Annotated in this window: 11 protein-coding genes and 1 tRNA gene; 6 read left to right on the top strand and 6 right to left on the bottom strand. The window is 63.3% G+C overall.

The window, feature by feature from the left end; genetic code table 11:
* Nucleotides 1-7: 7 nt before the first annotated feature.
* Nucleotides 8-445: a YqaA family protein gene (locus tag FIU81_RS02560; RefSeq protein ID WP_124111419.1), complete on the top strand. Its 438-nt coding sequence runs from the start codon at nucleotides 8-10 to the stop codon at nucleotides 443-445.
* 2 nt (nucleotides 446-447) lie between these two features.
* Here the strand turns inward: FIU81_RS02560 and FIU81_RS02555 are convergent, their stop codons facing one another.
* On the bottom strand, nucleotides 448-1,617 hold the full coding sequence (locus tag FIU81_RS02555; protein WP_124111420.1) for a MalY/PatB family protein: 1,170 nt from the start codon (nucleotides 1,615-1,617) through the stop codon (nucleotides 448-450).
* Between the two features lie 103 nt (nucleotides 1,618-1,720).
* Here FIU81_RS02555 and def point away from each other — a divergent pair, with 103 nt between their 5' ends.
* On the top strand, nucleotides 1,721-2,239 hold the full coding sequence (gene def / locus FIU81_RS02550; RefSeq protein WP_124111421.1) for a peptide deformylase: 519 nt from the start codon (nucleotides 1,721-1,723) through the stop codon (nucleotides 2,237-2,239).
* Nucleotides 2,240-2,323: 84 nt separating this feature from the next.
* On the opposite strand, the gene FIU81_RS02545 is transcribed toward def, so the two are convergent.
* Nucleotides 2,324-3,079, bottom strand: coding sequence for an SDR family NAD(P)-dependent oxidoreductase (locus tag FIU81_RS02545; RefSeq protein WP_216644272.1), 756 nt, complete (start codon nucleotides 3,077-3,079; stop codon nucleotides 2,324-2,326).
* A complete protein-coding gene (locus FIU81_RS02540; RefSeq protein ID WP_124111423.1) occupies nucleotides 3,072-4,091 on the bottom strand; it encodes a phosphotransferase family protein in 1,020 nt (339 codons plus the stop codon). The genes FIU81_RS02545 and FIU81_RS02540 overlap by 8 nt, the downstream gene beginning before the upstream one ends.
* A gap of 69 nt (nucleotides 4,092-4,160) precedes the next feature.
* Here FIU81_RS02540 and dtd point away from each other — a divergent pair, with 69 nt between their 5' ends.
* The 4 genes from dtd (at nucleotide 4,161) to FIU81_RS02520 (ending at nucleotide 8,604) form a co-directional block, all read left to right on the top strand.
* On the top strand, nucleotides 4,161-4,595 hold the full coding sequence (dtd, locus tag FIU81_RS02535; RefSeq protein ID WP_124111424.1) for a D-aminoacyl-tRNA deacylase: 435 nt from the start codon (nucleotides 4,161-4,163) through the stop codon (nucleotides 4,593-4,595).
* Nucleotides 4,596-4,639: 44 nt separating this feature from the next.
* Nucleotides 4,640-4,713 (top strand) — tRNA-Gly (locus FIU81_RS02530).
* Between the two features lie 111 nt (nucleotides 4,714-4,824).
* On the top strand, nucleotides 4,825-6,609 hold the full coding sequence (locus FIU81_RS02525) for an ABC transporter transmembrane domain-containing protein (RefSeq protein WP_124111425.1): 1,785 nt from the start codon (nucleotides 4,825-4,827) through the stop codon (nucleotides 6,607-6,609).
* 105 nt (nucleotides 6,610-6,714) lie between these two features.
* Nucleotides 6,715-8,604, top strand: coding sequence for an acyl-CoA synthetase (locus tag FIU81_RS02520; protein WP_124111426.1), 1,890 nt, complete (start codon nucleotides 6,715-6,717; stop codon nucleotides 8,602-8,604).
* A 442-nt stretch (nucleotides 8,605-9,046) separates the two neighbouring features.
* Here the strand turns inward: FIU81_RS02520 and FIU81_RS02515 are convergent, their stop codons facing one another.
* The 3 genes from FIU81_RS02515 to FIU81_RS02505 are packed head-to-tail and all read right to left on the bottom strand — an operon-like array spanning nucleotide 9,047 to nucleotide 11,962.
* On the bottom strand, nucleotides 9,047-9,817 hold the full coding sequence (locus FIU81_RS02515) for a TIM barrel protein (RefSeq protein WP_124111427.1): 771 nt from the start codon (nucleotides 9,815-9,817) through the stop codon (nucleotides 9,047-9,049).
* A 5-nt stretch (nucleotides 9,818-9,822) separates the two neighbouring features.
* Entirely contained in the window at nucleotides 9,823-10,824 is a 1,002-nt protein-coding gene (gene iolG / locus FIU81_RS02510; RefSeq protein ID WP_124111428.1) for an inositol 2-dehydrogenase, read from the bottom strand.
* A gap of 22 nt (nucleotides 10,825-10,846) precedes the next feature.
* Nucleotides 10,847-11,962, bottom strand: coding sequence for a Gfo/Idh/MocA family protein (locus FIU81_RS02505; RefSeq protein WP_124111429.1), 1,116 nt, complete (start codon nucleotides 11,960-11,962; stop codon nucleotides 10,847-10,849).
* Nucleotides 11,963-11,999 lie beyond the last annotated feature (37 nt).

Genomic DNA, 11,999 nt, shown 5'->3' with positions numbered 1-11,999 from the left:
TCCGCCGATGGAACTTGCAGGCTCCCTTGCCGCGATGTTCGCGACGGCTTTGGGGGCCGCCACCCTACTGCCCGCACAATCGGAAATCCTGTTCGTTGGCTTGCAGATGCGCGGCACCGTGCCCGTGTGGGCGATCCTGACGGTCGCCAGCATCGGCAACATCCTTGGCTCGGTCATCAACTACGCGATGGGCGTCTTTCTCGAACGCTTCCGCGACCGGCGCTGGTTCGTCGTCACCGACAAGCAGCTTGACCGCGCGCAGGCGTGGTATCGCAAGTACGGCTACTGGTCGCTGCTGCTGTCATGGGCTCCGTTCGGAGACGCGATCACCGTGATCGCGGGCGTATTGCGCACCCCGTTCTGGATCTTCCTCGCCCTCGTGAGCATCGCAAAGATCGGCCGCTACGCGATTCTTGCTGCCGTGACCGCCGGAGTCATCGGCTAGAGTCACTGAAGATCGGCAAAGGCCCGTTGCAGCCGCTCTAACGCCTCGACGATTTGGGCGCGCGGCAGGCCGATGTTGAAGCGCATGAACGTCTCGCCGCCCTTGCCGAAAGTATCGCCGTGACTGGCCGCGATCTTCGCGTCCTTCTGGATGCGGCGATGCACCTCGGCAGGCTCCATCCCTGTGCCGGAAAAATCGACCCACGACAGATACGTCGCCTCCAAAGGCATCGACCGCACACCGGGGATCGCGTTCGTGGCGGCGTCCAAGAGCTGCCGGTTGCCGTCAAGATAAGCCGTCAGATCATCGACCCACGCGGCCCCTTCCGGTGAATAGGCCGCTTCCGTCATCACCAGCCCGAACGAGTTTGGCGACAGTCCCAGCGCCGCCATACGCCCCGCAAACCGTTTGCGCAAATCGGGGTCGGCGATGATGACATTGCCGGTGTGCCCACCTGCCAGATTGAACGTCTTGGAACTGGCGGTCATCGTCACCAGCCTGTCCGCGACGCCCTCGATCAGTGCCATCGGCACGTGGGTCTGGCCGGGCATCGTCAGATCGTGGTGGATCTCGTCTGATACCAGCGTCAGTTCGTGCCGCCGCGCGAAGTCGGCCACCGCCGCCTGCTCGTCCCGGCTCCAGACCCGCCCGCCCGGATTGTGCGGAGAGCACCACATCAACAGCGTTTCGGCCCCTGTCATCTGCGCGTCGAACGCCTCGAAATCCAGCGTGTAGCGGCCATCCACAATCGGCATTTCCAGCTCGCGCACCTCGCGCCCCGAGGCACGGATCACGCGCGCGAAGGCGTGATACACAGGAGTGAACAGCACCACTGCGTCACCCGGTTTAGTGAACGCATCAAGGCACAGCGCCGTGCCGTTCACCAACCCATGCGTCGTGAAGATATGAGCCGGGTCGATATCCCAATCGTGCCGCGTTTCCATCCACCAACGGATCGACTCGCGATAGCCAGCATCGTCGCCGTAGTAGCCGAACACGCCATGATCGAGCATCCCCGCCAGCGCATCGCGCACCACCTGCGGCGGGCGGAAGTCCATGTCCGCAACCCACATCGCCAGCCCGTCGTCGGGCGACACGCCATAGATGTCGTGCATCTTGTCCCATTTCGCCGAATGGGTGCCGCGGCGGTCGATGATGTCGTCAAAGCTCATGGGGCTCTCCTGCTGGGTGGCAATGTCGTGCCAGAACGCGCGGCTATCTGAAAGGGTATCAGCCGACATTGCACCATACGCCCGCCTCGCCTAAATCCCTGCCATGATCCTGCCCATCCTCATCCACCCCGACCCACGTCTGAAGGCCCGCGCCGACGAGATCGGCACTCCCGGCCCCGAGCACCGCAAGCTGGCCGACGATATGCTGGCCACGATGTACGACGCGCCGGGCATCGGCCTTGCCGCGCCGCAGATCGGCGTGATGCAGCGAATCTTCGTCATGGATTGCGTGAAGGAAGAAGGCGCGGCCCCCCGCCCCATCGTCCTGATCGACCCTGTGATCGAATGGTCGTCCGACGACGTGAACACCTACGAGGAAGGCTGCCTGTCCATCCCCGAGCAATACGCCGACGTCGAACGTCCAGCCGAAGTAGAGGTCAGTTGGACCGATCTGGACGGCAACCGCCACAGCGAACGCTTCGACGGCCTATGGGCCACCTGCGCTCAGCACGAGATCGACCATTTGGATGGCAAACTGTTCATCGACTATCTCAAGCCGCTGAAGCGCCAGATGATCACCCGCAAGATGCAGAAGCTGAAGCGCGAGAAGGCGCGGGCCTAAAGAGCTTGGATCACCGGAGAACCGGACGGGCCCTTGGCGTCCAGCCGCCCAGCGCCTGTGCGAGACCCGACGTTCTGCACCATCCTAGATAGCCGTCAATCCGCCATCCAACGCCACAGCCTGCCCGGTCATGAACGTGTTTGCGGGCGAGCACAGCCAGAGCATCGCCTCTACAATCTCATCGACCGTTGCCACCCGCCGCATCGGCACGCGCGACGCGATCCGCCCGTAGGCGGCGTCGCGATCCAACCCATGCGCGCCCGCCACCTGATCGGCCATCGCGTCGAACAGTGGCGTCGATGCGAAGGACGGGCACAGGGCGTTCACCCGAATGCCATGCCGCGCGACCTCATCCGCCGCGGCGCGGGTCAGCCCGACGACAGCGTGCTTCGACGCGGCGTAGGCGGCCAGATGTCCCGCGCCGACCAGCCCGGCCGCAGAGGCGACGTTCAGGATCACCCCGCCCCCCTGCCCGCGCATCGTGGCGATCTGGTACTTCATGCCCAGAAACACGCCCCGCGCGTTCACCGCCATCAACCGGTCGAACTCTTCCGCCGTCGTGTCTTCGATAGCGGCCATTCGCCCGCCGATGCCGGCGTTGTTGATCGCGATGTCGATCCGCCCGGACTTGGCGACCATCGCGGCAACTTGATCCGCGTCACTCACATCGGTGACGATGGCCGTGGCCCCCAACGCATCCGCCAACTCACGCAGCGGTGCTTCTGCCACATCCGCCAGAACCAGCCGCGCGCCGCGTTCCGCGAAGGCCCGCGCGGCCCCCGCGCCAAAGCCTGACGCGGCCCCGGTCAGCAGGACCGAAAGCCCCTGGAACTCAGCCACGGGTCGCCTCCAGCCCCTTTTGCGCGAAAAGCGGAACGTGCTTGCCAAGCGCCAGCCCGCGTTCCGGGTCGGCGGCGTTGCCATCCAGCGCGCGCTTCTTCACGCCCTGCAGGATCGCGGCCATGCGGAAGAACGCGAAGGCAAGGTAGAAGCCCATCGGCGGCATGTCTTCGATCCCCCGCCGCGCAGCATAATCGGCCACGAAATCGGCATCCGACGGCAGGCCCTGCGCCGCGCGGTCCACACCATCAAGGCCCCGCCCCTCTGGCCCTACCGGCATGCGCCATTGCATCAGCAAGGCGGCCAGATCGGCGAAAGGATGGCCCAGCGTCGACAGTTCCCAGTCCAGCACCGCCACCGCGTCCGTGCCATCAGGCGCAAACAGCAGGTTGTCGATCCGGTAGTCGCCGTGCACCAGCGTGCGCCGTCCGTCATCGGGCGGCAGGTTCGCGGACAGCCAGTCGATCAGCGCGTCCATGTCGGCGATCGTCTCGGTTTCCGACGCGCGGTATTGCTTTGTCCAACGGCCAAGCTGGCGCGCGAAATAGTCCCCTTCCGGCCCGTAGTCCCCCAGCCCAACGGCCTGCACGTCCACATCGTGGATCGCTGCCAGCACGCGGTTCAGCTCATCATAGATGCCCTTCCGCTCTGTCGCCGACAAGTCTGGCAAGCGCGGATCGTCGAAGCTGCGCCCGTCCACATGCGCCATCACGTAGAACATCGCGCCGATCACACTGTCGTCCTCGCACAGCGCCAACATCTGTGGCACCGGCACATCAGTCTCGGCCAGCGCGCGCATCACACGAAACTCGCGGTCCACCGCATGCGCCGATTTCAGCAGATCACCCGGCGGCTTGCGGCGCAGCACCATGCGCCGCGCTTGATCTTCCAACACGAAGGTCGGGTTCGACTGGCCGCCGGTCAGCTGCGTGGCGTACAACGTACCCTCGACAGGAACACCCTGCGCCCGCAGCCAGTCTGCCACCGCACCCGTATCCACCAGATCACTCATCCCAACCTCCTTCACCGCTTGGCCTGGGCCGACTATGACAGGCGCGAACACATTGGAAAGGGCCGGGGAATGCGGGCAGTGCTTCAACGGGTGACGGATGCGCAGGTGCGCGTCGATGGTGAGCTTGTGGGAGAGACGGGGCCGGGCCTACTGATCCTTGTCTGCGCGATGCAGGGCGACGAACAGGCGAACGCCGACGCGCTGGCGACCCGGATCGCCAAGCAACGCATCTTTCGGGACGAGGACGGGCGTATGAACCGTTCGGTCGTCGACATAGGCGGCTCTGCCTTGGTTATCAGCCAGTTCACGCTGGCCGCTGACACCTCTCGCGGGAACCGTCCCGGCTTTTCATCCGCCGCCCCGCCGAACGAAGGCCAGGCGCTTTACGAACACTTCGCGAAGACGCTGGGAGAGATCGTGCCCGTCCAGACCGGACGCTTCGGTGCGGACATGGCCGTCAGCCTGACGAACGATGGACCGGTGACGATCTGGATCGAAGCCTGAGTGCTTGCGTGGCCCCGCCGCCCGCGCTAAACGCAGTCCCGCACGCGGGCGTTGTGTAATGGTAAGACCTCAGCCTTCCAAGCTGATGATACGGGTTCGATTCCCGTCGCCCGCTCCAAGCTTCTTCATCTGAAAGCTGCACGACACCCGGCGCAAAGCCGCGACTCCCGTGCCACTTGCATCCTCGGCCTCGCGCGGCGAAAACCCTGCCGACCGTAAGGAGCCGCCCGTGCCGCCACCCCCCGCAACAGAAGAACGCGAAAAGTCCAAACGCATCGGCGAACTGGCTGCCCTGTGGCCCTTCCTTGCGCGCTATCGTCTGATGCTGGCCGCCGCGCTCGCCGCACTGGTCCTGACCGCCTGTGTCACACTCGTCTTGCCCATCGCCGTGCGCCGCGTCGTGGACGGGTTCGAATCCAGCGCCGTGCAGATGCTGGACCAATATTTCGGCGCCTTCATCCTGATCGCCACCCTGATGGCGATGGGAACCGGCCTGCGCTACTACCTTGTCACCCGGCTGGGAGAGCGCGTTGTCGCCGACATTCGCATGGCCGTCTTCAACCGCGTCATCGGTCTGTCGCCATCGTTCTACGAGCGGATCATGACGGGCGAGGTTCTGTCGCGCATCACGACCGATACGACGCTGATCCTTTCTGTCATAGGCTCTTCCGTTTCCATCGCTTTGCGCAACGCGCTGATCCTGATCGGCGGACTGGCGCTGCTGATCTACACCTCGTTCAAGCTATCGATGCTGGTGCTGCTTCTGGTGCCCGTCGTCATCGTGCCGATCGTCGTGCTGGGCCGCCGCCTGCGTGTTCTGTCGCGCGAAAATCAGGATTGGATTGCCGCGTCCTCCGGCAATGCGTCCGAAGCCCTGTCTTCCGTTCAGACCGTGCAGGCCTTCACGCACGAAGCGCTATCGCAGCAAGCCTTCGGCGATGTGACCGAACGCAGCTTCCAATCCGCAAAGAAACGGGTCGGCGTGCGTGCCGTGATGACCATCCTCGTGATCCTGCTGGTGTTCATCGGCATCGTTGGCGTCCTATGGATCGGCGCGCGCGACGTGCGTGCGGGTACCATGAGCGTGGGCGAATTGGTGCAATTCGTCATCTACGCCGTGATGGTGGCCGGGGCCGTTGGTGCCTTGTCAGAGATCTGGGGAGAGTTGCAGCGCGCCGCCGGGGCCACCGAGCGGCTGGTCGAACTGCTGACCGCGACCGACAGTGTGACCGACCCCGAAGCACCCGCCTCTTTGACGGAAGCAAAAGGCGCAATCACGTTCAGTGGCGTGCAGTTTGCCTACCCCGCGCGCCTGAAAACCCCCGCTTTGAACGGCGTATCGTTCGATGTGAAACCGGGCGAGACCATCGCCCTCGTCGGCCCATCCGGCGCGGGTAAGTCCACCGTGATCCAACTGCTGCTGCGCTTCTACGATCCGCAATCGGGGAGAATCACGCTTGATGGCACCGACCTTGCAGACATGGACCGCGCCGCTTTCCGCAAAGACATCGCGCTGGTCCCGCAGGACCCGGTGATCTTCGCCGCCAGCGCGCGTGAGAATATTCGCTTCGGTCGCCCTGACGCAAGCGACGCCGAAGTAGAGGCCGCCGCCGTTGCCGCAGCCGCGCATGAGTTTCTGACCGCCCTGCCCGAAGGCTACGACACCTACGTGGGCGAGCGTGGCGTCATGCTGTCGGGTGGCCAGAAACAGCGCATCGCCATCGCCCGCGCGATCCTGCGCGACGCGCCCGTTCTGCTGCTGGACGAAGCCACCAGCGCGCTAGATGCCCAATCCGAGCATCTTGTGCAGCAGGCCGTCGAACGATTGGCGCAAGGCCGCACGACACTTGTCGTCGCGCACCGACTGGCCACCGTGAAGCAGGCCGACCGCATCCTTGTGTTCGACGACGGCCGCATCGTGGCACAGGGAACGCACGACGAACTGGTGGCGCAAGGCGGTCTATATGCCCGCCTCGCCCGCCTGCAATTCACCGCCGGGCTGGCTGCGGAATAACCTGCCGCAACGTTTCCGCTTGCTACCGCGCGCCGCAGCGTCAGACTTCCCTTGTAAAGCAACGCCTGCGACAGACAGGCGCAAGTATGTTTGGGAGGAGATACGATGGCGCACGCGACGCTTGAAGACCTGAAGAAGATTGAAGCGGAATCGGCTTGGGCGGACCGTGACGTACCGGTTACCGTCTGGGATCAGATAGAACAGACCGCCGGAAAGTTCGCTGATCGACCCGCGCTGACCTACCAGCTGTTCTCTGGCCCCGACGACAAGGCCGAGACGCTGACGTGGTCGCAGCTGAAGGACCAGGTTGCGCAGGCCGCCAACCTTTTCCGTGAACTGGGCGTCGGACCTGAAGACCGGGTCGCCTACCTTCTGCCCAACTGCAACGAGGTGAACATCAGCTACCTTGCGGGCATGGTCGCGGGTGTCGTGAACCCGATCAACCCGCTGCTGGAACCCGAGCAGATCGCGGCCATCCTGCGCGAGACGAACGCCAAGGTGCTGGTCACCCTGCGCGCCTTTCCCAAGACGGATGTGGCCCAGAAAGCCGCCGCTGCCGTCGCCGATGCTCCCAACGTCCAGCATGTCCTAGAGGTCGACCTGCATCGCTACCTGACCGGCGTGAAGAAGCTGATCGTCCCGCTGATCCGTCCCAAGGTCGAGGTGACGCACAACGCAAAGGTCCAGTCCTTCACCAAGGCCGTCGCCGCGCAGCCGAAATCGCTGAAATTCGACGACCCAAAGACAGACCGCATCTGCACCAATTTCCACACCGGCGGCACCACGGGTATGCCCAAGGTCGCGCAGCACAAGTATTCGGGCATCATCTACAACGGTTGGCTGGGCACCGAACTTCTGTTCACCGAAGAAGACAACCTGATCTGCCCGCTGCCCATGTTCCACGTCTTCGCCGCCGTTGTCGTCATCGGCGCGTCCATCTCGTCCGGCGCGCATGTCGTCTTCCCCACACCGCAGGGCTACCGAGGCGACGGCGTCTTCGACAACTTCTGGAAGCTGTGCGAGCGTCACAAGATCACTTTCATGATCACCGTCCCCACCGCCGCATCGGCCCTGATGCAGCGCAAGGTGGATGCAGACATCTCGAAGCTGCAGATCGCGTTCTGTGGATCGTCGCCGCTGCCGGTCGAACTGTACAAGCGGTTCGAGGAAGCCGCCGGCGTCACCATCTGCGAGGGCTATGGGTTGACCGAAGCCACCTGCCTCGTGTCGATCAACCCGCCCGACGGCACGAAGAAGATCGGCTCTGTCGGGTTGCCGTTCCCCTACACGGACGTGAAGATCTACCACGACACCGACGAAGGCGCGAAGGAGTGCCCGACGGATGTTGTGGGCGAGATCTGCGTCGCTTCTCCGGGCGTTTTCGTCGGCAACACCTACTCGGAGGCCGACAAGAACAAGGACCTCTACCACGGCGACTATCTGCGCACGGGTGACTTGGGCCGCATCGACGCCGACGGCTACGTCTGGATCACGGGCCGCGCGAAGGACCTGATCATCCGCGGTGGCCACAACATCGACCCCGCCGAGATCGAAGAAGTGCTCGCCGGTCACGAGGCCGTCGCCATGGCCGGAGCCATCGGCCAACCCGACGCCCACGCGGGCGAACTGCCTTGCGCCTACGTGGAACTGGTTTCCGGCGCGTCTGTGACATCCCAAGAGTTGATCGACTACGCCAAGGACAAGATCAACGAGCGCGCCGCTTGGCCGAAGCATATCGAGATTCTTGACGAGATCCCGAAAACCGCCGTCGGCAAGGTCTTCAAACCCGACCTGCGCCGCGCCGCGATCACCCGCGTCTATAACGGCGCACTGGCCGAGGCTGGCTTGAGCGCCGAAGTCACATCCGTCACCGAAGACAAGAAGCGCGGGCTGATCGCCCATGTCACGAAGACCGGGAACGTCGATGAAGCCGCCGTCTCCCGCGTGCTGGGCGACTACACTCGGCCATGGGAATGGGCAAAACAAGACGCCTGACGCCCTCGACTCCGGAATGGTTGCGGGTGATCGGATCGTGATCGACCACCCGCAAACCAAAGTCATCCTATCGAGGAGCGAAATACTCCTGTCCGGCACTTTTCTGCCGCTAGCCGCACTTGCTCGATTTCCACCACTTCCGCGACGACAGGCGGAGAAGAGGGCAAAAAATCAACTTCGCCCCGTGTAGGCCTACTAACGCATGTCGCTTCCAAAGCGGGCTTTGCGCGTCTTGAGTGGATCGGTCGCACAGAGCTGTTTTTTTCGCGCGGCGCAACATTCGGTGTCTGTGTGCGCCGTCTGAATGATGGCGACTATGTAAGCACACTCCGGAGAGTCTGACTGGTTCTGCTGGCGTTGAAGACCCAGTCATTCTAGCGGCGAACGTCCGCCGGGGAGCAGCGGCTTACTGAGACCGCGCGTCAAACCCACCAAATAACTTTCAGCTGAATGATGTCCTGAACGCTGTCAAAGCCGCTTCGGGGTCACCGGATGCCCAAGCCTCCAAGCCAACGGGGCCAGCGTAACCCATCTCGGATAGCGCCCGCGCGACACCGGGATAGTTGATCTCGCCCGTACCCGGCTCGCACCGTCCCGGCACATCTGCCACCTGAACCTCTCCGATCCACGGAAGGCAAGCCCGGCAGAGTTCAATCAGGTTCCCCTCACCGATTTGCGCGTGGTAAAGATCAAGGTTCAAGCGAAGTTCAGGCCGGTCCACCGCTGACACTAAGACCAGCGTCTCTTCGGCCCGCGCGAAGGGGACGCCTGCGTGATCGACGGGCAAGTTCAGGTTTTCCAGCGTGAAGACAACACCCAACTCTTCGCCCAGATCGCAGATCCGGTTCAACGTATCCCGCGCCTTGATCCATTTCAGCGGTGTCGCAACCTCCGCCACCTTGGGTCGGCCGCCATCGCCCAGTCCGGTGCCGTGCAGATTCAGCCGTGCAACGCCCAGCCGCTTGCCGACCTCCGCTGTTTCGCGGGCAGACGCAAGTAGCATCTCCGCGCCCTGATCATCGGCCAGCCGTCCTTCGAGATAGCCATTCATGATCGAAAAGGTCGCGCCGGTCGCTTCCAGCTTGTCCAGATCATGGTCGGGCCAGTTCCACAGCCCGACCTGAAACCCCATCTCGTGCAGGCGCGCGCAACGCCATTCGATTGGCTTGTCAGGCCACAGCATCTCGGCGCAAGCGGCAAGGGTGAAGGGCATGATGATCAGGCTCCGGTCATGTCAGCGGTCACGTCGACCGGGCGGCCTTCGGCCAGCGAGCGGTTCGCGGCTTCGGCCAGTGCGAGGGCGTTGACGCCATCCTGGATCGTTGCGGGCACGTCGGCGCCATCGACACAGGCATCCACGAAAGCCGACCATTCAATGGCGTATGCCCGCATGTAGCGTTCCAGGAAGAAGTAGACCGGCTTGGCGGCGACCCGGCCCGCTTCTGTCGTGGCAACGACGGTGTTCTCGATTTCGTTCTGCGCCTCGATGGTGCCTTTCGCGCCCAGCACCTCGACCCGCTGGTCGTATCCGTAGGGGGCGCGGCGCGAGTTGCGGATCGTGGCGATGCGCCCGTCGGCGTAGGTCAGCACGACCACGGCAGTATCCACGTCACCGGCCTCGCCGATCTCGGGGTCCACCAGGCAAGAGCCGTGAGCCATCACCGATTTCGGCATCCCGAATAGGAAGGCGCACATATCGAAGTCGTGGATCATCATGTCGCGGTACAGGCCACCGGATACCTTGATGTAGCTGACCGGAGGCGGAGCTGGATCGTAGGAGGTGACAGAGAGCAACTCTCCCTTGCCAACGTCTCCAGCGTCCAGAGCCTTTTTCAAGGCGGCAAAGTTTGGATCGAACCGGCGGTTGAAGCCCATCATCATGGGCTTGTCGTGGTTGGCGGCGATTTCGCGGACGCTCAGTGCGCGGTCCAGCGACAGATCGATGGGCTTCTCGCAGAAAATTGCCTTTCCTGCTTTCACGCCCGCCTCGATCAAGTCCGAATGGGTGTTGGTCGAAGACGCAATGAGAATCGCGTCGATGCTGTCGTCGGCAAGGATCTCGTCTGCCGAACGGGCCGCGATGCCATATTCCCTGGCCAGCACCTCGGCCGCGTCGGTCATCACATCCGTAACGGCGACAAGGTCGGACCTGGGGTCCATCCGGATCGAGGCGGCGTGAACTTTGCCGATGCGGCCAGCGCCGAAGAGAGCGACTTTCATGGGGGAACTCCGGTGTCAGATGTTAAAGCGTGACGCGTCGCCCTTCTCGGGCGGAGGTGTCGATGGCATGGATCGCGGACTCGAAAGCCAGCGCGTCGGTGAAACTGGGCGATGCCTCTTCGCCATTGGCGATGGCGCGCAGAAGGCTAGCGACCTCAATCGTTTTCAGGTCGCCGAAGCCCAACTGATGGCCGGGTGCGGGGCAGAAGTTACCGTAAGGCGCGTGTTCCGGACCGGCCAGGATGGTACGGAACCCCTGCCGATCCCTTGGCCCATCCGCGGTGTAGATCTGTAATTCGTTCAACCGTTCCTGGCTGAAGGTGATCATGCCGCGCGTTCCATGGACCTCCCAGTCCAGCTTGTTCTTGCGGCCCCAGGCCGAGCGAGAGGAGCAAAGTGTGCCTTGCGCACCGCTTGCGTAGCGCACGATGGCCGATGCTGTGTCCTCGTTCTCGACGGGAGCTTCGCCCGAGCCGTCGGGCAGACTGCGCGTTTCGTGAATGATCTGCGTATCTGCAACAAGGCTGTCGATGGGACCCATCATCAGGTTGCTCATCGACACAAGGTGACACCCCAGATCGCCCAAAGTGCCCAGCCCCGCGTCGGCGCGGCGCGCGCGCCAGGACCAAGGCAGATCTGGGTCGGCCTGGTAATCCTCGTCGACCCAGCCACGGAAATGGACGGGGCGACCGATTTCGCCTTCGTCGATCAAACGCCGCGCAAGGCGCACGATTGGATTGTGCAGATAGTTGTAGCCAACCAGCGTCCGCCCCGTGGCCTTTCTCGCCGCAGCCTCCATCTCCTGCGCGTCGGGCAGTGTCAGGGATAGCGGTTTCTCGCAATGAATATGTTTGCCAGCGGCAAGGGCGGCCAGCGCAATGGTCTTGTGAAGTGCGTTCGGTACGGTGATCGATACGATGTCGATAATTGGGTCGTCGATCAGCGCCTGCCAGTCATCCGTTGCCTGCGCAAAGCCGAATTGGTCGGCCAGTGTTTCGGCCGTGTCATGGGGAAGGTCGCAAAACGTAGCCAGTCGCACCTCTGGCAGATCACCGAACACAGCACCTGCGGCACGATAGGCCAGCGCATGGGCCTTGCCCATGAACCCGCCGCCGATTAGTCCCAGTGAAAGCGCCATGTTCCGCTCTGATGAAATATTTGTTCCATTTCTGGAA

Origin of the sequence: Palleronia sp. THAF1, assembly GCF_009363795.1 — a bacterium.
GTDB lineage: Bacteria > Pseudomonadota > Alphaproteobacteria > Rhodobacterales > Rhodobacteraceae > Palleronia.
This window is presented reverse-complemented; position numbering and strand designations above follow the sequence as displayed.

Coding starts and splice junctions, on each gene's coding strand:
- FIU81_RS02560 (WP_124111419.1), top strand. CDS start 8: ATGGAACTTGCAGGCTCCCTTGCCGCGATGTTCGCGACGGCTTTGGGG.
- FIU81_RS02555 (WP_124111420.1), bottom strand. CDS start 1,617: ATGAGCTTTGACGACATCATCGACCGCCGCGGCACCCATTCGGCGAAA.
- def (WP_124111421.1), top strand. CDS start 1,721: ATGATCCTGCCCATCCTCATCCACCCCGACCCACGTCTGAAGGCCCGC.
- FIU81_RS02540 (WP_124111423.1), bottom strand. CDS start 4,091: ATGAGTGATCTGGTGGATACGGGTGCGGTGGCAGACTGGCTGCGGGCG.
- dtd (WP_124111424.1), top strand. CDS start 4,161: ATGCGGGCAGTGCTTCAACGGGTGACGGATGCGCAGGTGCGCGTCGAT.
- FIU81_RS02520 (WP_124111426.1), top strand. CDS start 6,715: ATGGCGCACGCGACGCTTGAAGACCTGAAGAAGATTGAAGCGGAATCG.
- FIU81_RS02515 (WP_124111427.1), bottom strand. CDS start 9,817: ATGCCCTTCACCCTTGCCGCTTGCGCCGAGATGCTGTGGCCTGACAAG.
- iolG (WP_124111428.1), bottom strand. CDS start 10,824: ATGAAAGTCGCTCTCTTCGGCGCTGGCCGCATCGGCAAAGTTCACGCC.
- FIU81_RS02505 (WP_124111429.1), bottom strand. CDS start 11,962: ATGGCGCTTTCACTGGGACTAATCGGCGGCGGGTTCATGGGCAAGGCC.